Origin of the sequence: Halalkalibaculum sp. DA384 (assembly GCF_043951955.1) — a bacterium.
Taxonomy (GTDB): Bacteria; Bacteroidota; Rhodothermia; order Balneolales; family Balneolaceae; genus JAMQKA01.
On record NZ_JBINJE010000041.1, the window covers coordinates 1 to 22315 of the forward strand.

Consider the following 22315-nt stretch of genomic DNA (forward strand, 5'->3'; position numbering starts at 1 on the left):
GACGAGGTGCGCTCCTGGGATCGGCTTTGGAGCTGAGATAGAATAGTTGGACCAACGCAACCCTTTGCAGGGTTGCACTTTTCCCTAAGTGTCCATTTTGTAGTAAACATCCAGCCTTGAGAGGGCTGGATGTTTATATTTATTTTGATCCTCACCCCGCCGGGATTTCATCCAGCTGTACGCCCACCAGGCGGCTGATACCGGTCTCCGGCATGGTGACTCCGTACATCATCTCCGCCTTGCTCATCGTCTTTTTGTTGTGGGTGATGATGATAAATTGCGTGTCCTTGCTAAAACGACGGATCATATCCGCAAAACGTTCGATGTTGGCATCATCCAGCGGGGCGTCGACCTCGTCGAGTACACAGAATGGAGAGGGCTTGACCAGGTAGATGGAAAACAGCAGGGCGATGGCTGTCAGCGTTTTTTCGCCGCCCGAAAGCTGGTTGATGCTGGAGGGGCGCTTGCCCCGAGGGTTGGCCTTGATCTCGATCTTGGCCTCCAGCGGATCCTCCACATCCTCCTCAATCACCAGGTCGCAGAAATCATCCTCGTTGAACAGCGTGTGGAACACATCCTGGAAGTTTTGACGGATCTCCTCAAACGTTTCATTGAATCGCGCAGTAGCTTTTTTATTGATCTCTTCGATCGTCTCGCGAAGCTCCTTTTCCGCTTTCTGCAGGTCGGCAATCTGTTCCTCATAAAATTCCAGCCGTTCTTTCTCCTCCTCGAACTCCTCGATGGCCAGGGGATTGACCTCACCGATTTTATTTAGTTTTTGCTTAAGCCATGCAATTCGCTCCTTCACTTCGTCCGCATCTTTATCCTCCGGGAGCTCCTCTTCAATCTGGTCCATCAAAATGCCGTATGTTTCCCAGATGTGATCAGAAATATTTTCTGCCTGCATCTCAAACTTTTCCTGGGCCTTGTCAAGGTGGTGGACCAGCTCCATATTCACCTCTTTCTGATGGCGCAGCTCTTTCAGCTTTTTTTCAATCTCATTGATACGTCCGCGCTGTCTGGCGTTCGCCTTCTCGGCTTCTTCGAGATTTTCGTCGGCCTCCTTCTTTTGCTCGCGGGCTTCTTCAAGCTGTTGTTCCAGCGTTTCAATGTTCTTGTTGTATTCTTCGATACGAGACCGGGCTTCTTCCTTCCGTTCTGACCGATGCTTGAGGCGCTGTTTCAGGCTTTTGATCCCTTCTTCCGCCCGTTTGATTTCCCGCTCGTGGTTTTCCACCTTGTTCTTCAGGTCCTGATGCTTGAGCTGTGCATCATTATACCGGCTCTGGGCTATGGAACGCTCCTCCTCCAGCTGTTCCAGAGCCTCCCGCTTTTCCTGCTGTTTCTGCTCTATTTCCGCCAGTTCCTGTTTCAGCTCCTTCTGGCGCGGTTCAATTCCTTTTAATTCGGACTGAGCCGAATCCTCATTATCATACTTGTCTTGGCGCCGGTTTTTCAGTTCCCCAATATTTTTTTCATAGATCTGGATTTTGGAGCCGGCACTATTTATCTCCTGCTCCAGGCGGCGTACTTCTTTTTCACTTGCTTTGAGCTCCTGTTCCAGCTCCTGTATGTGGATCGATTCATATTGTTGGGTGACACTTTTCAGCGAGTCCCTGGCTTCTTCAATATTTGATTGCGCCTCGCGGGCCCTCTGTTCAAGTTTCTCAATTTTGTCTTTGAGTCCCACCCGCATGCCGGCATTTTTACTTTTGCTCCCGCTTTGGAAAAAATGGTGCGAGGTGATAACCTCTCCCTCCGTCGTTACCCCGATGTTTCTGGTTCCCCGCAGGGTCTTGTAGGCTTCGTCAACCGAGTCAAACAGAAGCACATTTCCCAGCAGCAGCTCTTTGAGGGTGTTGAACTTCGAGTCCGACTCCACATGCCGGCAGAGCGACTGGTCAACCACTTCATAGCGTTCGGAAAGCTGGTCCAGCGGGATAAAGGTGGCGCGGCCCTTGTCCTCCTCTTTTAGAATGGCAGCGGCTTTGCGGGCATCGGCCAGCGTATTCACAACCACAAAGTTAAGCGCTTCTCCCAAGACGCTTTCCAGGGCAACCGAGTGTTGCTGGTCGGTCGACAGGATATTCGACACCACATCCAGCAGATCAAAATGTTGCTGGCAATCTTCAAGCAAAAACTGGACGCTGGAGGGAAACGCCTCGTTGGAGTCTGCGATATCGCGCAGCAGTTCAACCTCCGACTGGATGGAGTCCAGCTTGCTTTGGCGGCGGCGGATTTCATCTTTAAGCTCATCCCGCTGCTCGCTGAGCTGCTGCCGCTGTTTCCTGGCCTGGCTTATCGCTTCCTCTATCTCCTCACGGTCGCTGCGGGCTTTTTCCACCTGGTACCGGAGGGAATCCCGTTCATTTTCCAGTGCTTTAATCTGTTCTTCAAGATCAAAAATTTCATTGGCGATACGCTGCAGGTCCTCCTCGGTATTTTCAAGGCGCGACTCAATGCGTATCCGTTTATTTTGTAACTCATTCAGTTTGCGGCTGGTTGCGCTGTGCTGCTGTTCGAGCTCACTGAGGACATTCCGTTCAGAAGAAAACTGCTGCTGTATTTCTGAGTATTTAACCTTTGACTGGCTTAGATTATTTTCGGCCCGATCAAGTTCAATATGGAATGAATCCAGTTTGTTGGTAGTATTTTTGAAGATTGTGCGCAACTCTTCCAGGTCCTGTTCTGCCTGCTCAATATCCTTGGTATATTGTTCAATGACGCCCTTTTCATTACTGATCTTTTCTTTTGTGATCTGGAGCTCCGTCTCCGTATCCTTGATGTTACCCTGCAGCTGAGAGACACGCCGCTGGGCTTCAGACTGCTTCTTCTCTTTTTTATTGAGCATGGTGCGAGCGGTCTCTTCCGCCTCCTCCAGGGATTCCAGCTTTTTCTGGATCTCCTTTTTCTCTTTGTCTGCGTTGGCAATACGCCCTTTCAGCGGCTCTAGCTCATCCTTGATATTCTGGTACTGCTGCTTGCTCAGCGCTTTGTCCAGCTGTTCCAGCTCCTGCCGGTACTGCTTGGCCTTACGGGCTTTTTCGGCCTGCCGTTCCAGCGACCGCGTATTTTTGCGAACCTCCACGAGAATATCTTCCACCCGCTGCAGGTCTTTTTGCGTACTTTCCAGCTTTCGAAACGTTTTTTTGCGCTTCTCTTTGTAGCTGGTCACGCCGGCTGCCTCCTCAAACAGGTGGCGCCGGTCGCTTTTGTCATTAAGTATGTCTTCCACCATTTTTAGCTCAATCACGGAATAGGCGTCAGATCCCATCCCGGTATCCATAAACAGCTCGTTGATATCCTTCAGGCGGCAGGTGGTGCCGTTGATGAGATATTCACTTTCTCCCGAGCGGTACAGGCGGCGCGTGATGGTAACTTCGCTGTACTCGGTGGGAAGCAGCCCCTTGTTGTTGATGAAGGTGAGGGAAACCTCGGCCATGCCCAGGGCATTTTTCTGGGCCGTACCGTTGAAAATGACATTTGCCATGGTGGATGAGCGCAGAAGGGTGGGGCGCTGCTCTCCCAGTACCCACCGCATGGAATCAACGATATTGGATTTTCCACACCCGTTGGGACCGACAATGGCGGTTATACCATTGTCAAATTTCACCTTGGTTTTGTAGGCGAAACTTTTGAAACCCTGTAATTCAAGTTCAGATATATACATGTATTGAAGGAACGACGAACAAGCGGCCTGTTACCGTCAATTCCGCCTGCTCTTACCTTAGAAGAAAAGCTGTGTCAGACCGTTGAATATGGAGTTAAACAGTGCGAATTTCGCCCTCTTTTTTCTTCAGCAGCTTATCCACGTTTTCGGTGTGTTTATCAGTTATACGCTGTATTTCCTCCTCTGCCTCATACCGGGCATCCTCGGAGAGCGATTCGTTTTTCACCGTCTTTTTGATTTCGTCATTCGCTTCTCTGCGGGTATTACGTATACTGATGCGGGCATCTTCTGCGATCTCACCACAGCGTTTAACCAGCTCCTCCCGGCGCTCTTCGGTTAGCATGGGCAGTGGAATACGAATGATATTCCCGTCGTTGTTGGGATTTAGTCCCAACCCGGCACTCATGATTGCTTTTTCGATGTCTTCGAGGGCCGATTTATCATAGGGCTGTACGGTTAACAGCCGGGCTTCCGGGGCGCTTACGTTGGCCAGCTGGTTTAATGGGGTCTGACTGCCATAGTAGTCGACTTTCACACCATCCAACAGCGAAGGTTGAGCCTTTCCTGCACGGACGTGCGATAGTTCTTTCTTAAAAAAATTGACCGTTTCATCCATCTGTTGATCAGCGTCGTCGATAATAGATTGTAGCTCCTGAGGTATCATAATACGCACTTATGTAAAATTTGGGTTGATTGATGCCGTGTGCCGGTGCAGAAGGCAGCTAAGGAATTTAAAAAAACTGGTTCTTTTCACAAATTTTGCTTCCCCAGAAAATGCAAGCTTGGTAGCTGCGGATGTTGGAATCGCCTGTTACTTCTGCCCGGCAAGTCCGCACGAAAGATGGATAGGGTTTGTTTTGCAAAGCCCTCAATACCAGAACCTTTACAAGCCCTTTAGTTAATCAAAGAGAAATAGATGATAAAGCGAGTATTGACCAAAACGATTATACCAGGAAAAAGAGGAAATAAGTGGCTTATGGGCCTACTCCTGATCCCAAACCACTTTGGTGCCTACTTTTTCGTCCCCCACCACCACTTTTTTGAGATTACCCGGCACATTCATGTTAAAGACGATGATCGGGGTATGATTTTCGCGGCAGAGCGTAAAGGCCGTAAGATCCATAATGTCGAGCCGCCGGTCGAGTACCTCGTTTCCTGTAATAGTGTGAAACTTTTCGGCATCGGGATTTTTTTCCGGGTCTGAGTCAAAGATACCGTCCACCCGCGTGCCTTTCAGTATCACATCCGCTTCTACCTCGATGGCCCGGAGTGAGGCGGCAGTGTCGGTGGTAAAATACGGGTTGCCGGTACCCGCCCCGAAGATAACCACGCGACCCTTTTCAAGATGGCGGATGGCACGACGGCGAATGTAGGGTTCGGCAATCTCCTCCATGCGAATGGCAGACATCAGCCGGGTATATACGCCCGATCGTTCAAGCGAATCCTGCAGTGCCATGCTGTTAATCATGGTCGCCAGCATGCCCATATAGTCTCCCTGCACGCGGTCCATGCCCTCAGTCGCCCCCTTGACACCCCGGAAGATGTTGCCCCCGCCGATGACGACACATATCTCAATATCCTCTTCATGCAGATTTTTTATCTCCTCGGCATACTGAGAGAGAATATTCCCGTCAATCCCGTGTCCCTGTTCACCTAGTAGCGCTTCACCACTCAATTTGAGTAAGATGCGTTGATATTTTTTTGCCACTGTCACTGAATTTGTTGTTTTGAAATCGTTTATATATAAAAAAAAGGTTACCGAATTGGTAACCTTTTTTGGAAAATCATGGGGGTCAGGAGTTCTCCCCGAGCTGTAACCGGTGAAACGATTTCACCAGCGGTGCCTCATTTTGTTTCAGGTAATCCTGCACGGTGAGACTGTTGTCCTTGACAAATTTTTGTTCCAATAGTACATGTTCTTCATAAAACCGGCGAAGCTTGCCCTGCGCGGCTTTTTCGGCAATCTCTTCCGGTTTGCCTTCGTTCAGGAGCTGATCTTTGGCGATTTCCAGTTCCTTTTCAACTACGCTACTGTCAACGCCGTCGCGATTTACAGAGATCGGTTTCATCGCTGCAACCTGCATGGCCACATCTTTGGCCACCTCTTCATCGGCAATGTCGTCTTCGAATTCCACCAGCACGCCGAGCTGGTTGCCCGGGTGGATGTAGGAGACCAGCTGACCATCGGACTTGGCGAGAACAACGCGGGAGATCTTAATTTTCTCCCCGATTTTGCCGATCATGTCTTTGAGATGATCGGCCACCGCGAGGCCGTCAATTTCAGTATCCAGCAGCTCTTCGACCGTCTCAATCTCTTCTTCGAACACCAGATCGACAAATGATTTTGCGCGCGCCTGGAAATCCTCATTGCGTGCTACAAAATCTGTTTCGCAGTTGATCTCCAGGGCGGCCGCCTTGGTCCCGTCTTCACTGACCCGGGTCACAATAAGGCCCTGGTCGGCTTCCCGGTCGGCCCGCTTTTCGGAGAGTTTTTGTCCTTTTTTCCGTAGAATTTCGACTGCGCTTTCAAAATCGCCGTCTGATTCTTCCAGGGCGTTCTTGCAGTCCATCATGCCGGCCCCGGTTTGGTCTCTTAGTTTTTTTACGTCAGATGCAGAAATACTCATTTCTGTTGAGAATATTAAATTTTTGGGATTTTGTTTTTTGTGAAGCCAGAAGCTTATTCTTCTTCGTCGCCGGCGCTTTCTTCAGTATCTGCAGCCTCAGCCTCTTCGTTGCCGCTGTCTTTGTCATCATTGTCGGCGGACTCGGAATCATCAGAAGATTTTCTTCGCCGGGTTCGGCGTTTCCGCTGGGTTTGCTCAGCCTTTTTAGCTTCTTCGGCGGCCTGTTCCAACAGTTCTTCCTCATTTTGAGCTTCTCGCTCTGCGTTTCCTTCGATGATGGCGTCTGCAACCATGGAGGTTATCAGCTGAATCGTACGAGCCGAGTCGTCATTGCAGGGCACGATGTAATCAGGGATATCCGGATCGCTGTTGGTGTCAACCATCGCCACAATTGGTATATGCAGCTTGACCGCTTCTTTGACGGCAATATTTTCCTTGATTGTATCCACGATGAACACCGCACCGGGCAGATGATTCATGTTGGCGATTCCGCCGAGCGTCTGCTCCAGCTTGTCCTGCTCGCGCTCCAGCATCAGGGCTTCTTTTTTTGTCAGGTCCTCAAAAGTGCCATCCTTGCTCATCCGGTCGATCTCCTCCATCCGGCCGATGCTTTTCTTGACGGTGGAAAAATTGGTAAGCATACCGCCCAGCCAGCGATGGGTAACATAGGGCATGCCACAGCGAATGGCTTCAGTTTTAACAATATCCTGGGCCTGTTTTTTGGTACCCACAAACAGGATGGTTTTACCGGCCCGTGCCAGCTTGGTGACTTCTTCGAGCGCATTTTGAAGGTATTGCTCGGTCTTTTTCAGGTCGATGATATGAATCCCGTTGCGCTCCATAAAGATGAATTCCTTCATCTTTGGATTCCATCGGCGGGTGAGATGCCCGAAATGGGCACCGGATTTCAATAGTTCTTCTAGATTGGGTGCAGTTGGCATAAATATAGTATGTGATTTCTATTTGAGTTAGTCCGCTACACAGGTCATTCCTGGCGCTAACCCAGCATCACATTTTCAGGTTGTGTGCTGAGCACTCGGCGCACGAGGTGCTGTGTATGTGTGATATCTTAGTTATTGGTTATCTGTTATTAGTTATTTGGTTGGAGTAGCCTGTATTGGAAACAGGGCTGTACTAATAACGAATAACCAGTCAACAAATAACAAATTACCGCTTGGAGAACTGGAATTTCTTTCGGGCTCCGGGCTGACCATACTTCTTGCGTTCGACCATGCGATCGTCGCGCGTCAGCAGGTCGTGCTCCTTCAAAATGGAGTGCAGCTCTTCGTCGTAATCATCGAGCGCACGGGCCAGAGCCAGCTGAATGGCTCCGGATTGGCCGGTCATTCCACCGCCCCGGACGGTTACCTTGATGTCAAACTTGTCGTTGTTTTCGGTCAGCTCCAGCGGAAAAATTGCCAGGTTGCGATGAGCCCGGGTGTGAAAATAATCATCGAGCTCACGATTATTGACGATAAACTCCCCGTTCCCCGGCTGGATGTAGAGCCGTGCTGTCGAGGTTTTACGTCTTCCTATAAAATTCTTTTGAGCCATAGTCCTAATTAGCTGTCGAGTTCAATTTTTTCAGGTTTTTGTGCGGTATGCGGATGCACGGGACCAGCATAAACCCGCAGGTTGGTAAGCAGCTTGCTTCCCAGGCGATTCTTGGGCAGCATTCCCTTGACGGCATTCTTGACCAGGAAGGTGGGATCTTTTTCCATGTATTCCTCTGCAGTGGTAAAACGCTCTCCGCCGGGATATCCGGTATGGCGGAAATACTCCTTTTGCTGCATTTTTTTACCGGTAAGCTTTACCTTCTCAGCATTGATAACAACAACATTGTCGCCGGTGTCCATGTGCGGGGTAAACTCCGGTTTGTGCTTTCCGCGCAACAACGTTGCCACCTTGCTGCTCAGTCGCCCCAGGGGCTGGTCTTCTGCATCCAGCAGAACCCATTCTTTCTCAATATCGCTGGGTTTTGCCGTGTATGTCTTAAAACTTGTAGTATCCACAATAATTCCAGATTAAATTGCTTTTTTGTGAAGTCTCGAAAAATAGGCTTCTTAAAAACAACTTGCAATGAAAAAATAGGAGATATATACAAACGCAGGCCAGAACATTGAGATTCCGGCAGAGAAGGTCCCGCTTGAACAGGGAAACGCGTCAAAAGAGGAATGGAAATTTAGGGCGTTCCACTACAAGATATTTTACAAAATTAGTCGTAAATTCAAGTGGCTGAAAACAAGCAGGAACAATAGAACACAAAAGACTCCAAGAATAACATGAGCGACAGTAACCTACTGAAGGAAACACGCCGAGAATTCGACACCGGTACCGGTAAAGCCCATCTGTATAGTCTTGAAAAGCTGGAGGATCTGGGGTATGGAAATGTCAACAAGCTTCCGTTCACCATCAAGGTATTGCTGGAGGCGGTATTGCGTGAATATGACGGATATGTAATTACCGAAGATGACATTGAAAGGCTTGCCGGTTATAACGCGGAAGATCCCGAGGGGGAGATCCCCTTCAAACCTTCGCGCGTGGTTCTGCAGGACTTCACCGGCGTTCCTGCTGTCGTTGACTTGGCCGCACTGCGATCGGCCATGAAGCGGATGGGGGGCGATCCCCAGTCTATCAATCCCCAGGTTCCGGTGGACCTGGTAATTGACCACTCCGTGCAGGTTGATGAGTTCGGGCAGGAGTACGCCTTTATGCACAATGTTGAGAAAGAGTTTGAGCGCAATCGTGAGCGGTACGAATTTTTGAAATGGGGACAGAAAGCGTTTGATAATTTCCGGGTTGTACCTCCGGGGCGCGGCATCGTGCACCAGGTAAACCTGGAATATTTGGCAAAGGGCGCATTTACAAAAGAAGATGAAGATGGCAACCTGATCGCCTATCCCGATACGCTCGTGGGAACCGACTCACACACTACCATGATCAATGGGCTGGGAATCCTCGGATGGGGTGTCGGCGGAATCGAAGCGGAAGCCGCGATGCTGGGTCAGCCTATCCACATGCTTATTCCCAAAGTTGTGGGAATGAAGCTGACCGGCCGCCTTCGTGAAGGGATTACGGCTACTGACTTGACACTCACCGTAACACAAATGCTCCGGCGGCACGGCGTGGTTGGCAAGTTTGTCGAGTTTTACGGGGATGGGCTCTCCAACATGAGTCTGCCTGACCGAGCCACAATCGCCAACATGTCGCCCGAATACGGGGCTACCATGGGGTTCTTCCCGATGGATGATGAGGCGATGCGCTATATGCGGCGCACAGGTAGAGCGGAAGAGCATGTAGAGCTGGTCGAACGCTACATGAAAGAGCAGGGCCTGTACCGAACCGAAGATACCGAAGACCCGGTATTTTCCGAGACGCTAGAACTTGATTTGGGAGAAGTCGAAACCTCTCTTGCTGGACCTAAATTACCTCACGATCGCATTACGCTGCCAAATATGAAGTCCACCTTCGAAAGCAGTTTGACCAGCAACGATCCTACGATGGGCTTTAACCTTGCACAAGATCAGCTGGCAAATAAAGGGATATTCAAAAACGGGCGTGAAGTGGAGATGAAACATGGCGATGTGGTTATTGCCGCCATCACCAGCTGTACGAACACTTCCAACCCGAGCGTAATGCTGGGCGCGGGCATTGTGGCTAAAAAAGCCTATGAAAAAGGGCTGCAGGTTCCGCCCTATGTTAAAACGTCGCTGGCTCCGGGATCGCGTGTGGTTACCGATTACCTCGAAGAAGCGGGACTCACAGATTATATGAACAAGCTCGGGTTTAACCTGGTCGGGTATGGATGCACAACCTGTATCGGGAACTCCGGTCCACTGCCGGAAGCGGTCGAAGCGGCCGTCAAAGATGGCGAGCTGATTGTCGCTGGAGTTCTTTCAGGAAATCGGAATTTCGAGGGACGTATCCACCCGTATGTTAAAGCCAACTACCTGGCTTCACCACCGCTGGTTGTGGCTTACGCGCTGGCCGGCACGGTAGATATTGACCTGGAAAATGAACCGCTCGGAAAAGATAAAGAGGGCAACGATGTGTACCTGAAGGATATCTGGCCCACCTCCGATGAAATTGCCGAGCATCTTGACAGCGCCATTCGTCCCGAACTGTTTAACAAGCAGTATGGCGACATCTTCAAGTCAGAAGAGTGGGATAAGATTCCGGTCGGCGGCGGAGAGCTGTACGAGTGGAAGGAGGAATCCACCTACATCCAGGAGCCACCGTTCTTTATGGATATGGGAGAAGATCCCGACCCGATCACACCAATTGAAGGGGCGCGTGCGCTGGTCAAGGTCGGGCAGTCGATTACGACCGACCATATTTCCCCGGCAGGTAACATCAAAAAGGAAAGTCCGGCCGGACAGTACCTGATTGAGCACGGCGTGGAAGAGAAAGATTTCAACTCTTACGGGTCGCGTCGCGGCAACGATCGGGTAATGACCCGGGGGACGTTTGCAAACGTCCGCTTCAAAAACCAGCTTGCTCCGGGCAAAGAGGGGGGATACACCAAGTACTTCCCGGATGATGAGATTACAACCATCTATGATGCGGCTACACGATACAAGAAGGATGGCACGCCGCTGATCGGGCTGGCCGGCAAGGAGTATGGAACCGGATCTTCGCGGGACTGGGCTGCCAAAGGCACAATCCTGCTGGGAGTGAAGGCTGTAATAGCCGAGTCGTATGAGCGGATCCACCGCTCCAACCTGGTGGGGATGGGCGTCTTGCCGCTTCAGTTTAAAGAAGGCGAATCGGCCGACAGCCTCGGGCTCGACGGCTCAGAAGTCTTTACCATACAGGTAAATGATGACCTGCAGCCACGCCAGGAGGTAGCCGTTGAAGCTAAACATGCAAACGGGAAGGTGACGAAGTTTAGCGTGATGAACCGAATCGATACCCCCGTGGAAATTGATTACTACCGCAATGGGGGTATATTGCATTATGTGTTGAGGCAGTATTACAAAAGCGAACAACAGCAGTCCGGCTGATTAAGGCGTAATACGGTATATTTGCAAGGCCCGGCCAGTCAAAGCCGGGCTTTTTTAAAGCTTTCATCTATTATTAGTATTTTTATAAGTACTTGATATTTTTAGGTTTTACCGGGTTTTTTTAGATTGTTTTATTGGTAGGATCTTTTAATACGAAATCATTTACCTTACGGCAACCTAGCGGGAAAAAGTATGGAAAAGGAACTCGATAGCCAGGCTTTTCAAAAAATAGATCTACAGGATCAACCCAGAGAGAGTTTACAGTTACTGCTGGAAACGATTGAGGGGATAAACCGCACCGTCGAGTTGAAATCACTTCTTGCCGAGAGCATGGAGGCCACTCGTATCGTTATGCGTACAGAAGCCAGCTCGCTTATGCTGCTCGACCAGAGTACCGGGGAACTGTTCGTCAGCTTGCCGACCGGCCCGGTAAAGGAGGAGATCAAGGGCAAAAGCATTCCCAAGCACAAGGGGGTCGGGGGCTGGGTGGTGGAAAACAGGGAGCCGTTCCTGTCGAACAATGTGGAGGAGTCGGAGGTGTTCTGGGGAGATCTGGCAGAGAATTTCAATACCAGGAACATCCTGTGTGTTCCGCTTATCTCCAAGGATGATGAAGTGATCGGGGTATTGCAGGCGATCAACCGGCGCCAAAATGAAGAGTTTACGCCGCACGATATCCCGGTTTTCCAGGCCCTCGCCTCTCATGTTACGGTAGCGATCGAGCGGTCCCGCCAGATCGAACGCCTCCACTCCCGGCTAAAGGAGAAAGAGGTAATGCTGACCGAGACGCATCACCGGATCAAGAACAACCTAAGTGTTATCGCGGGTCTTATCGAGATGGAACTGCCTTCGGTAACAGATGCGGATGCCAAGGAGGTACTGCAGACGACCTATACACGCATTCAGTCGATGATGAGGGTGCATGACCTGCTTTGTGAAAAGGGACTGTTTAAAGATATTGAGCTGGGGTTTTACCTTAGGCAACTGACGGAGCAGATTGAGAGAACACTGGGCGACATGCCAAAAGATATTGCCATAGACCTGAAGGCCGAAAATATCCATATTTCTGCCAATAAGGCGTTACTCTGCGGGATCGTCCTAAATGAGCTGCTGGTTAATATTTTTAAACACGGGTTCAAGGATCTTGACCATGGAAAAGTAACGGTCGACCTGTATAAAGAATCTGAAGAGGTCAACCTGAGCATCTCTGACAATGGCGTGGGCCTGCCCGATGATTTTGAAGTGAGGAGCAGTAAAACAATCGGGATGTGGATTATTGATGTGATGCTAAAAAAGCTGGATGGAAACCTTGAATTTGAAAACCAGGATCAGGGATCTCATTTCCATATGTCTTTTCCCGCCGAAGGCTGATCACGATGTATTCTTCTGCTTAACTATGTTCCCAGTTCTGGTCGCTCAAACCATGTTAAATGGGCCACTTATCCAGCCCGCGCATCGTAAACACCTGTGCCATCAGCCGTTTGAGTGGGGTGTTAAGCATCAGCCAAACCAATCCGTTTTTGGGATACGGAAATAGTGAACTCCTCCCAAGCCGCATGTTGAGCTCGGCACGCCGGGCCGCCTTCCGGGCCGCTCTTCTCCTGGATGCACTGTATTGTTCACCCTGTTCAGCAGGATCTGCCTTGCCGGTAATCATTTTTTTCAGGTGACCGGACAGGGCGTGGGCATCGAACCAGCCCAGGTTCATGCCCTGCCCGCCTATGGGACTGATAATGTGGGCGGCATCTCCTGCCAGGAAAATGCGGCGGTTGGCCATCGGGTTGGCGAGATATTTTTGGACTCCAAAACTGCTTAGCATGTAATTGGTCGTACCACTCAGCTCATGGTTGATCCGCCGCCGTATCATGGTTTCGAGCGTCGTTCGATCCGGCGATGGGATAAAATGATCCGTTTTTACCACCCAGCGGCGCCGCTCCCGTCCCAGCGGGAAACTTTCGATTAAGCCGGCACTGTGGAGAAATATTCCGGCGGCATTTCCCAGGTCGGTGTTGTCAGAGAAGTCTCCCATGACATAGGTATCGGGATACTGCTTGCCATCGAAGGAGAACCCCGCCGCGTTTCGGACAAAACTGTTGTTGCCATCGCAGCCCACCAGCAAATTGCAGCGTATTGAACAGGACTGCCCGCCACGCCCCTCTGACTGGATGGAAAGATCAACGGAGGTTCGGTTCTGTTTGAGTCCCGCTAGCCGGGCTCCGCGGACCAGGCACCGGGGATCAATGTTGTTTAGTTTATTTTCCAGCAGCTGTTCGGTTTTGTACTGCGGCAGGGAGAGTACAAAGCGATATGGGCCCGGGCAGCTTTCGAACGAGAGTACGCCTAATTTTTTGTGTTCACTCCATGCCATTCCCCGCCTAATCTTGATTCCCTCCTCGATCAGTGGATTTGCCAGGCCGATTTCTTCCATCAGCTCCAGTGAAACGGGATGTATACCCAGTGACCGGGAGTGGGTGATCCGCGAAGTTCGTTTTTCAAGGACAACACAATCGATATTCCGAAGGCGAAGTAAGATGGCCAGGAACAGCCCGACGGGACCTCCACCGACTATGGCAACCGGGTACGCTTTGTTGAGTTTATTCATGCTCATAAGTCAGAAGCAGCCGATAGGGAAAAAGAGAATGCACCTGCCATCCCTCAGGCACACTTTTTTCCAGCTCTTTATGGGTATAACTTCGCTTTATCGAGGTCAGGCCATCTTCGGTGATAAAAGAGTTCCTGAACAGGGGACGAGAAAGCAGGTTGAACAGGAGGTACCCGATATCACTGCGTTTGATATCGTTAAACAACACCCTGTGTCTGCACAATATACGGGCCTCGTGGAGTACCGTTCGCACCTGGTTCGCTTCCAGGTGGTGGAGCAGGTGGTTGGAAATGACGAAATCATAGCGCACTTTTCGTGCTGCCATCGCAGTGGAGGAAGCCAGCCGAAAGGAGACCGTGTCGGGGGCATTGAGCTCCCGGACAAATTCGAACGCACGGTCATCGGTTTCGATGGCAACGATCCGCGGGGTGATATTGTCGTTGGCGCACCACCTGGCGAGTGTTATCGGGATATCTCCGCCGCCAAAACCGATATCCAGGATGCTGCATGAACGCCCGTGCGAAAGGGCATAAGGGCGAATGTACTTTTTATAGATAGACTTCCACCGGGAAACAAGCCGGTTGATGAGGCGAAACTGCCGGTAGGTATTGAAGAGTGTATCACGATCGCACAGGGGGTCATCCATCCGTTCTTGGGTATGCAGGTCTCGTTCCTTGAGATATAGCGGCATGTTTTCTCTATCCCTTCTGTTTGAGGAAAAGTCCGCTTTCTACCGTCAGTCCGGGGCCAAAGGCCATGCCAAGCACTGATTCCTTCTCTTGCTGCATCGGTTGTTCCAGCAGGTGCTTGAGTACAAATAAAATCGTGGCGCTGCTCATGTTGCCGTATTCGGCCAGTACCGATCGGGAGGAGGCTAGTTGTGTCGGCCGGATTCCGAGGTTCTGTTCCACCTTGTCCAGGATAGCGCGGCCCCCGGGGTGGATCGCCCAATGGTCGATCTGTTGCAGATCGATGTTATAGGTCTTCAGCAGGGGTTCCAGAGAAGAACGCAGGTTCGATTCAATAAGCTCCGGGACATAGGTTGAAAGGATCATGTCAAACCCGGTGTCCCCGATGGTCCACGCCATATCCTTCTCACTCTGCTCAATGATGGAGGTTGCAAAATTATCTATCTCAAAAGTGGTTTCCTCTTTTCGTGGAGAACGGGCACTGACAATGGCACCGGCTCCACCGTCGGCAAAAACAGAAGCAGAGATCAGGTTGTCGGTATCTTGTGACCGCTGAAAATGGAGGGTACAAAGTTCCAGGCAGATGATCATGACCACTGCGTTTTCCTGTGCCTCACAAAATGACTTTGCCATCTTGAGGGCCGGAAAGGCGGCAAAACATCCCATAAATCCCAGGTGAAAACGCTGCGTTGAAGGATTCAGCTGAAGCTGTTTGACAATTTCGTAGCCGGGTCCCGGCGCGAAAAAACCGGTGCAGGAAACCGTTATCACATGCGTGATGTCACCGGCCTGTAGCTGCGGGTTTTCCCCGATCAGTGAACGGGCCACATCCACAAACAACTTTTTGGCGTGTTTGGTATACAGCTGATTCCGCGTGCCGGTAGAGGGTGCCGCCAAAGATCCATCTTGCTGAAAGAAAAGGCGTGGATCTCCGTTGGCATTGAAATCATTAACTACGGTATGTCGCTTGTCAATGCCTGACTGGGAGTAGATGCGGTGGATGATACTGCGCGTGACCCGATCTCCATCCACATACTCCTTCATTTTATCGCGCAGAAAATCCTGTTGATAAATTTGTTCGGGTACCGTGGTAGCAATATTCTGGATAAATGCAGCCATATTTATTGGATAAGAAGTAATAAGTAACGAGTACGATCGGGTTTATCAAATGATTACTACTTACTCGTCAACGTTAGATAACCCTGGGTTATGTAATTTTTACCACCTGCCACATTAATTTAGTATAGGAATACATAGGCTTTTAACGAAACATTGGCATGGAAGGTTCTCTCCAGGTGCTATTTTGTGAGATAGTGAAACCGCAGGTTGTGCAGGATGCCCGCAATACTGAGCCCGGCGATGAGCCCCATCCACAGTCCCTGGGGACCAATTTGCTGTATGATGCCCAGGTAGTAGCCGAGTGGAAGCCCCACAATCCAGTAGGAGATGAGGTTTACGTACATCGGTATTTTGGTGTCTTTGAGTCCACGCAGGGCACCAAATCCACCGACTTGCAGACCATCAGAGATCTGGAAGATGGCAGCCATGTAAAGAAGTTCCACGGCAACAGACTGGACTGAAGAATCATCAGTGTAGATTCCGGTAATAAGCTCCGGAAAAGTGAACATGAGAAGGGCCGTAAAGCTCATGAAGATGACGCACATCCCCACCCCGAGGAGCCCGCGTTTGCGAGCCTCGGCAAAGGAGCGGGCGCCAGCCGCATTACCCACCCGCGTGGTGATGGCCGTGGCAAGCCCGAGGGGAACCATGAAGGTCATGGCGGCAAAATTGATGGCGATCTGGTGCCCGGCTACCGCATGCGTCCCCAGCGTTCCCATCAGCAGGCTGACGACCGCAAACATGGTAACCTCCATCGCCGAGCTTATCCCGATGGGCACTCCTACCGATAACACCTCTTTCAGGTAGCTCCATTCGGGCAGCCTGAAAGAACTGAACAGTTCAAACCGTTTGAAGGTATCAAATGTGGCAGTAAATAGGAGCATGCAGCCAAACATCACAAATGCAACCAGCGAGGAAGCATAACCGCAGCCAACGGCACCCATTTCCGGGAACCCGAGCTTGCCATACATCAACACGTAGTTGCCCGCGATATTTACAAATACGCCCACCAGGGCAAAGTACATGCCCGGCCGGGTAATGGAGAGTCCTTCACTAAAAAAACGAAGAGCCATATAGGCGAAGATGGGAAACACCCCCCAGGAGATGGCGTCGAGATAACCGAGGGCTACGGGGATTATTTCCGGGGTGACATCCATCAGGGACATTAATACGCCCAGGTTCCGGATGATAAAGAAAAAAGGGAGTGCCAGTATTTGGCTGAGCCACAATCCCTGCCGCACATTTCGCCCGATATCACCGAAATTCCGGGCGCCCCTCAGTTGAGCTACAATAGGAGTGAGGGCCATGAGCACGCCCGCTGCCAGCATAATGAAGGGGAAATAGATGGCTCCCCCAACCGCAATGGCTGCCAGGTCTTGTGCGGAGAGATTCCCGGCCATGACAGTATCCACAAAATTCATTGACATTTGCAGAAGCTGCGCTATGATGACCGGTCCCCCGATCATGAGCGTTTTGGAGACTTCACTCCTTAAATTCTGTTGATTTGGCCAGATTGAAGAGATCAAAATATCACGGAAAGCTGTGCAGTTTTAACGAACGCACATGGTAGGAATATCAGAGCGAAAAAGGAAGGATCGGGGAAATTTAACTGGAGGACACGGAGTTTTTCAGTATAAATGTGCAATCGAATGTTGGTGGTGTGCCCAATGAGGTCCCTGTTGTAGAAGGGGAAATGAGCCCGTTATTTTTTCCAGAGCGGGAGTTTGATTACAAAGGTGGTCCCCCTGCCCTCAATCGAGGCAAAGGTGATGGAGCCGTCGTGTGCCTCAATAATTTTTTTACTGATGGCCAGTCCCAGCCCGGTTCCGCTGGATTTGGTGGAAAAATTTGGAACAAATATTTTGGACTTGTCCTCTTCGGAAATGCCGTTCCCGTTGTCCTCGATCTCAATGAATGCACTGCCTTGCCTGATATAGCTTTTTATGGTAATTCTGCCTCCGCCGTCCGGCATCGCCTCAAAAGCGTTTTTTACGAGGTTTATGAATACGCGCCTGAGTTCGTCCGCCACGCCGCTTACGTGGATTGAGTAGCCGGTAAGCTGCGTTTCGATCTGGGTTTTCTCATCCTGCTGGTAGAGGTCAGCCACAGAGTGCAGAATAGAGTTTACATCGATCCTGGAGAATTCCTGGTCTATCGGTTTGGAGAATTTGGAAAAATCGGAGGCTATGTTGTTGAGGGTTTGAATCTGTTCGGTCAGGTTCCCCGTTATTTTTTTTATGCTGGAGGTAAGCTGGTCGAGATCCTGCGTGCCGTTGGCCAGTTGGCGCTCCAGGTGTTGAATATTGAGCTTCATTGGCGTGAGCGGGTTCTTTATTTCGTGGGCCACCTGCTGGGCCATCTCTTTCCAGGCCGCTTCTCGCTCGGCGATAGCCAGCTCGTTGCGCACCTCTTTGAGTCGTTCCACCATTTCGTTGTAGGCCCCGGCCAGCAACCCGATTTCATCCTCCGACTTGACGGGAATTTTTGTGTCCAGCTTTCCTTCTGAAATCTTGTTGAGTCCCTCCTGGATGGAGCGCAGAGGCTGGGTCACGCGTTTGGCAATCATCGTGGTGGCGAGGATGAAAATTCCAAACGTGAACAGGTAAAAGACAACAAGGTAGCTGGTGGTCTCCAGGAGCTGCTGGTCATATTTCGGTGACTCCAGGAACGTGGGAATGGCTACAGCCCCGACGGGATCGCCCTCTTCCGAAAGCAGGGATTGGTAGCCGATAAGCAAATTTTGTGAAGCCAGCTGAACAGTACCGGTAACCTGGCTTTTCTGACGCAGGTACAGATCGTTGTATACATTAAAGGGCAGCACAGAGGGCAATAAATTTTGTTGATAGATCTGGGGCGTGGTAGATTCTGCCAGCAGTTTGTCTTTGTAGTAGGCGGCATCCACGTTTAACGGGGCTACCAGGGGCTGCATCGAAAAACTGGTGCTCAAACCAATACGATCGATGGAATCGATATTGGTTTGAGCTGCGGTAGCCAGCTTGTCTAGCTTTTCAAACAGGTCCTGGCGTACAATTTCTTTATTCTGGGTGTGAATGGCGTAATGCGTGGTAGCGATCAGCAAGCCGAGAAACAAGAGGGTGGCAATCAGGAAGCTGTCAAAGATCCGGTATTCAAATCGTTGATTAGAGTGTCTCAGGGCCGCTCTTCCAGCAGTAACCAGGAGATAAAGAGGGATAAAAATCAGCCCGACAAGAAGCACAGAAAAACTGAACCGGAAGAAGGCAAAGAGCTTGTTGTTGGTATTTGGGTACACGCTGTTGCCCTTCAGCACGCTATCCCGGCCGGTCTGAACCAGTACGTTGCGGTAGGTCTGCTGGAATTCGCTGCTTGAGTAGAAGAGTACGGAGTCTGAGGACAAAGCGTTCAGTTCGGCATCCCGGAGCGTATGAAAACGAGGGAAATGACCAGCCAACCCATGCTTGGCGGTATGGACAAGCGCCCCTTCCTGGTATTCAAGGACTACGTAGGAGTCATCCCAGTTGGTATAAGTGAGCGAGGCGAGCACGGCACGGATCGGCTTGTTGAAGTCGGGATGTTCGCGGTAGACCGAACAAAGGATCCAGGCGATCTGCTCGTCGCTGTCAGGGCTGAAAATGGGGATCCACCCACGGTAGAAGGTTTCGTAGCGATCGCTGTTTTCCAATTCCGGCAATTGAACGATGGGTCGGTTGTTGGACTTGCTGATCCGTTCGATTTCAGTGACCGCCGACAGGTCACTCATGTCAAAAACTGTTGTCCAGTTTGGGGCGTTTAAATCGGTGGAGTAATCCGCAATTAGTTCTCCGGATGGCCTGATCAGCTGAACGTTGAACGAGTAGCTCCTGAGCCGGGGAGTCAGCGCCTGTTCAATTGTCTGCGTAAATCTCGATTGCAGGAACGGGATGCGTTCACCCAGGTCACTGGGGGTGGTACCCCTGAAGTGATTTTCGAGGGTGACAAGCATCTGCCGGGTTGCCTGCCGGGCCGTCGTATCTTCCTTGCCATGATAGGAACGGACGCGTTCGAGCAAATCGTTGTCCATTCTCACAAACTGCGCATTTTGCAGGACAGGATAACAGGCCAGTGTAACAAGGAAGGTTCCCAGGGTCGTGGCTCTTATTACAGAAAAAGAAGCGGGAAAATAGGAAAATCGGGCACGGAATGCGGAAATAACCAACACCCCGGTAAATATGGCAAGCGATAACCAGGTGGCCCAGTTTAACGAGATGGCGTCGGGCAGGTATAACTGCAGGAACATCAGCCCGATAAAAAAACTGAAAAATGCGATGATCAAGACCAGCTTGTAGGGCCCGGATTCCACTTTTAACAGAACATATCCCAGTCCGGCGAGTGCATAGATAACGGCATAAAACAGCAGGGCCAGGCTGATGTAGACAACAAATGTTTCAAGTGAAGGAAAGATTTGCAGATCAAAGAGCGAAATATCGATCTGGATCAGCAAGCGGTAGCTTTCGTATATGATGCCCGTTATAAATCCAACCCCGGCAAGACCAAACACCGCCGCACTGAACATGGTGCGTATAAAGTTGGAGTCATCGAATGATTCAATTTTATGGTATAGCGAACGCACAACGGCTTCTGCAGTCAAAAAAAGGAATATACTCTCCCGGGCCAGCAGTATAATATTCAGCTGAGAGGAGCCCCCGTTTTCGGAAATGTTGAGGAACCATTGTTCAGGAATATGGAGGGCCCTGAACAGGAGCCATGATCCTACAATAATTAAAAGGCGGAGGGCGGCCGCACTCCACGAGCGACGGGGGCTCAGCCGGCGATACAGCAGTATCATGATCGCGATATAGGCGATGACGCCCAGGAGAGATCGCCAAAACCAGGCTTTTTCTTGCCACTGCTGATCTGTTTGCCCGTATATGCCGGGCGGAATGTAGGCTACCCCGACTGAATCCCGGCTTTGGGTAGACAACACGCGGAATCCGAGTGCAGAGTCGGGGAAAGTCTCAAAAAAAGAGAGTTCAGCCGGGTACTGCAGCGAGAGCTCTTGTTCGGCAAGCAGGTCAAATTCATGGCTCTCACCTATAGGCAGGGCGTTGGTCTGCCTGATTCTCTGGGTTGTCAACAGTTCATATTCGACCGCACCACTGCTGTCTTCTACGGCAAAAGGAATGCGACACAAAAAGGAGATAACGTTATTCTGTTTGATCACATCCACAAACGGCCCGTCTCCGGCAGAAGCGGGAATAAACTCGCCGGGATAGCTGGATAGCGAAAATCCGCTCCAGACCTGGGGCACACCGGCATCGTTAAAAAGCGTTGTTCCCCAAAAGGATGAATACTGTTTTACGAGCTGGTAAAGGGCCTGCCGGTTGGCCCCGGCCTGCAATTGGGCTTCGAGTTGTTCTGCAAGGGACTGACTTCGATCCAGTAGCTGGTTGTGCCGTTCGTTATAACGGTCAACCGCTTCGGTCAGGCTGCTTTTGTAGCTGATATTCTCGGTTGGTGGGTAGGGCTTGATATGGTAGAGCCACCCCTCGAGGAGTAAAAGCAGGCAGAGGAGTCCCCCGGCTACAGCTAACAGGGTGCGAAGACTGTATACACGTTTCTGTTTTTCCATTCCATAATGTAGTAAAGAATGGAAATATGGGGTGATTTTAACCCTGAATCAAGTTTGGTATTTCCTCATCAGGAGTTCCTTCAAGCACGCCGATGATGGCATTGGCCGCAAGCATTCCGATCGCTTTGCGTGTCTCGTGCGTGGCGCTTGCGATATGGGGCGTTAACACACAGTTGGGAGCGGAGAGCAGGTCGGGATGGACTTCCGGTTCTTCTTCAAAAACGTCGAGGCCTGCTCCCCCTATGGTACCGTTATGGAGGGCTTCGGCCAGGGCGGCTTCATCGACCACCGGACCTCTTGCGGTATTGATAAGCAGGGCGTGGTCAGGCATTCGCTCGAGTATCCCGGCATCGATGGCGTGATGCGTTTCATCAGTAAGCGGGCAATTGAGGCTGAGCACATCCGCCTGTTCAACCAGGGTGTCCAGTTCGGGAATAAATTCAGCTTCCAGCTTCTGTTCGGTTTCCTCGTCCACGCGGCTTCGGTTGTGATATGTGATATGCATCCCAAAAGCGCGGGCCCGCCGGGCAACTGCGGTGCCAATGCGCCCCATCCCGAAAATACCCAGGGTTTTGTCGTTCAATTCCATTCCCAAAAAAGCGAGGGGGTCCCACCCGTCAAATTTACCGTCGTATAAAAATTGCTGGGCGTCCACGATTTTTCGAGCCACCGCCAGCATCAGGGCCATTGCACAGTCTGCACTCGATTCACTAAGTACGCCGGGCGTGTTGGCTACTTTTACTCCTTTCTGCCGCGCGGCCTCAACATCGATGTTGTTATAGCCGACCGCATGATTTGCCACAATCTTTAGCCGGGATCCCGCGCGCAGCACCCGTTCGGTTACAGGACAAGAGAGCATCGGCAGGAGTGCGTCAAATTCGGGGATCGCCTGAACAAGCGTTTCCTCATCACTGTATTGGCCGCGAGTTCCCACGACTACCTCGTAATGCTCTTCAAGTTTTTCGATTACAGAATCTACGATCGGTTCGGTAATGAGGATGCGGTACGACATGAAATA

The 22315-nt window shown here is 50.8% G+C and carries 15 protein-coding genes; 2 read left to right on the plus strand and 13 right to left on the minus strand.

Annotation, left to right across the window (positions count from 1 at the left end):
- Positions 1-151: 151 nt before the first annotated feature.
- The 7 genes from smc to rplM form a co-directional block, all read right to left on the minus strand.
- Entirely contained in the window at positions 152-3613 is a 3462-nt protein-coding gene (gene smc, locus ACG2E4_RS16365; protein ID WP_395277238.1) for a chromosome segregation protein SMC, read from the minus strand.
- A gap of 151 nt (positions 3614-3764) precedes the next feature.
- Entirely contained in the window at positions 3765-4334 is a 570-nt protein-coding gene (frr, locus tag ACG2E4_RS16370) for a ribosome recycling factor (RefSeq protein ID WP_395257050.1), read from the minus strand.
- A 318-nt stretch (positions 4335-4652) separates the two neighbouring features.
- Positions 4653-5378 carry a UMP kinase gene (pyrH, locus tag ACG2E4_RS16375; protein WP_395257048.1) on the minus strand — a complete coding sequence of 242 codons (726 nt, stop codon included), beginning with the start codon at positions 5376-5378 and terminating at the stop codon, positions 4653-4655.
- Positions 5379-5463: 85 nt separating this feature from the next.
- A complete protein-coding gene (gene tsf / locus ACG2E4_RS16380; protein WP_395257046.1) occupies positions 5464-6297 on the minus strand; it encodes a translation elongation factor Ts in 834 nt (277 codons plus the stop codon).
- A gap of 53 nt (positions 6298-6350) precedes the next feature.
- Positions 6351-7238 carry a 30S ribosomal protein S2 gene (rpsB, locus tag ACG2E4_RS16385; RefSeq protein WP_395277239.1) on the minus strand — a complete coding sequence of 296 codons (888 nt, stop codon included), beginning with the start codon at positions 7236-7238 and terminating at the stop codon, positions 6351-6353.
- 226 nt (positions 7239-7464) lie between these two features.
- Positions 7465-7851, minus strand: a complete 387-nt coding sequence (gene rpsI, locus ACG2E4_RS16390; RefSeq protein ID WP_395257042.1) for a 30S ribosomal protein S9 — start codon at positions 7849-7851, stop codon at positions 7465-7467.
- Between the two features lie 8 nt (positions 7852-7859).
- Complete coding sequence (rplM, locus tag ACG2E4_RS16395) at positions 7860-8309, minus strand: 50S ribosomal protein L13 (RefSeq protein ID WP_395257040.1); 450 nt, start codon at positions 8307-8309, stop codon at positions 7860-7862.
- A 270-nt stretch (positions 8310-8579) separates the two neighbouring features.
- On the opposite strand from rplM, the gene acnA reads away from it, so the two are divergent.
- Positions 8580-11300 (plus strand): aconitate hydratase AcnA, encoded by a 2721-nt coding sequence (acnA, locus tag ACG2E4_RS16400; RefSeq protein WP_395277240.1) that lies wholly within the window; start codon positions 8580-8582, stop codon positions 11298-11300.
- Between the two features lie 192 nt (positions 11301-11492).
- Positions 11493-12671, plus strand: a complete 1179-nt coding sequence (locus tag ACG2E4_RS16405) for a histidine kinase dimerization/phosphoacceptor domain -containing protein (protein ID WP_395277241.1) — start codon at positions 11493-11495, stop codon at positions 12669-12671.
- Positions 12672-12726: 55 nt separating this feature from the next.
- Here ACG2E4_RS16405 and ACG2E4_RS16410 read toward each other — a convergent pair whose 3' ends face one another.
- From ACG2E4_RS16410 to ACG2E4_RS16435, 6 genes are all read right to left on the minus strand, one after another.
- On the minus strand, positions 12727-13902 hold the full coding sequence (locus ACG2E4_RS16410) for an FAD-dependent oxidoreductase (protein ID WP_395277242.1): 1176 nt from the start codon (positions 13900-13902) through the stop codon (positions 12727-12729).
- On the minus strand, positions 13895-14593 hold the full coding sequence (locus ACG2E4_RS16415; RefSeq protein ID WP_395257032.1) for a methyltransferase domain-containing protein: 699 nt from the start codon (positions 14591-14593) through the stop codon (positions 13895-13897). Before ACG2E4_RS16415 ends, ACG2E4_RS16410 begins: the two co-directional genes overlap by 8 nt.
- 7 nt (positions 14594-14600) lie before the next feature.
- Positions 14601-15710, minus strand: coding sequence for a type III polyketide synthase (locus ACG2E4_RS16420; protein ID WP_395257030.1), 1110 nt, complete (start codon positions 15708-15710; stop codon positions 14601-14603).
- Between the two features lie 179 nt (positions 15711-15889).
- Positions 15890-17236, minus strand: a complete 1347-nt coding sequence (locus ACG2E4_RS16425) for an MATE family efflux transporter (RefSeq protein WP_395277243.1) — start codon at positions 17234-17236, stop codon at positions 15890-15892.
- Between the two features lie 176 nt (positions 17237-17412).
- Entirely contained in the window at positions 17413-21297 is a 3885-nt protein-coding gene (locus ACG2E4_RS16430) for an ATP-binding protein (protein ID WP_395277244.1), read from the minus strand.
- A gap of 37 nt (positions 21298-21334) precedes the next feature.
- On the minus strand, positions 21335-22309 hold the full coding sequence (locus ACG2E4_RS16435) for a 2-hydroxyacid dehydrogenase (RefSeq protein WP_395277245.1): 975 nt from the start codon (positions 22307-22309) through the stop codon (positions 21335-21337).
- Positions 22310-22315: the final 6 nt, after the last annotated feature.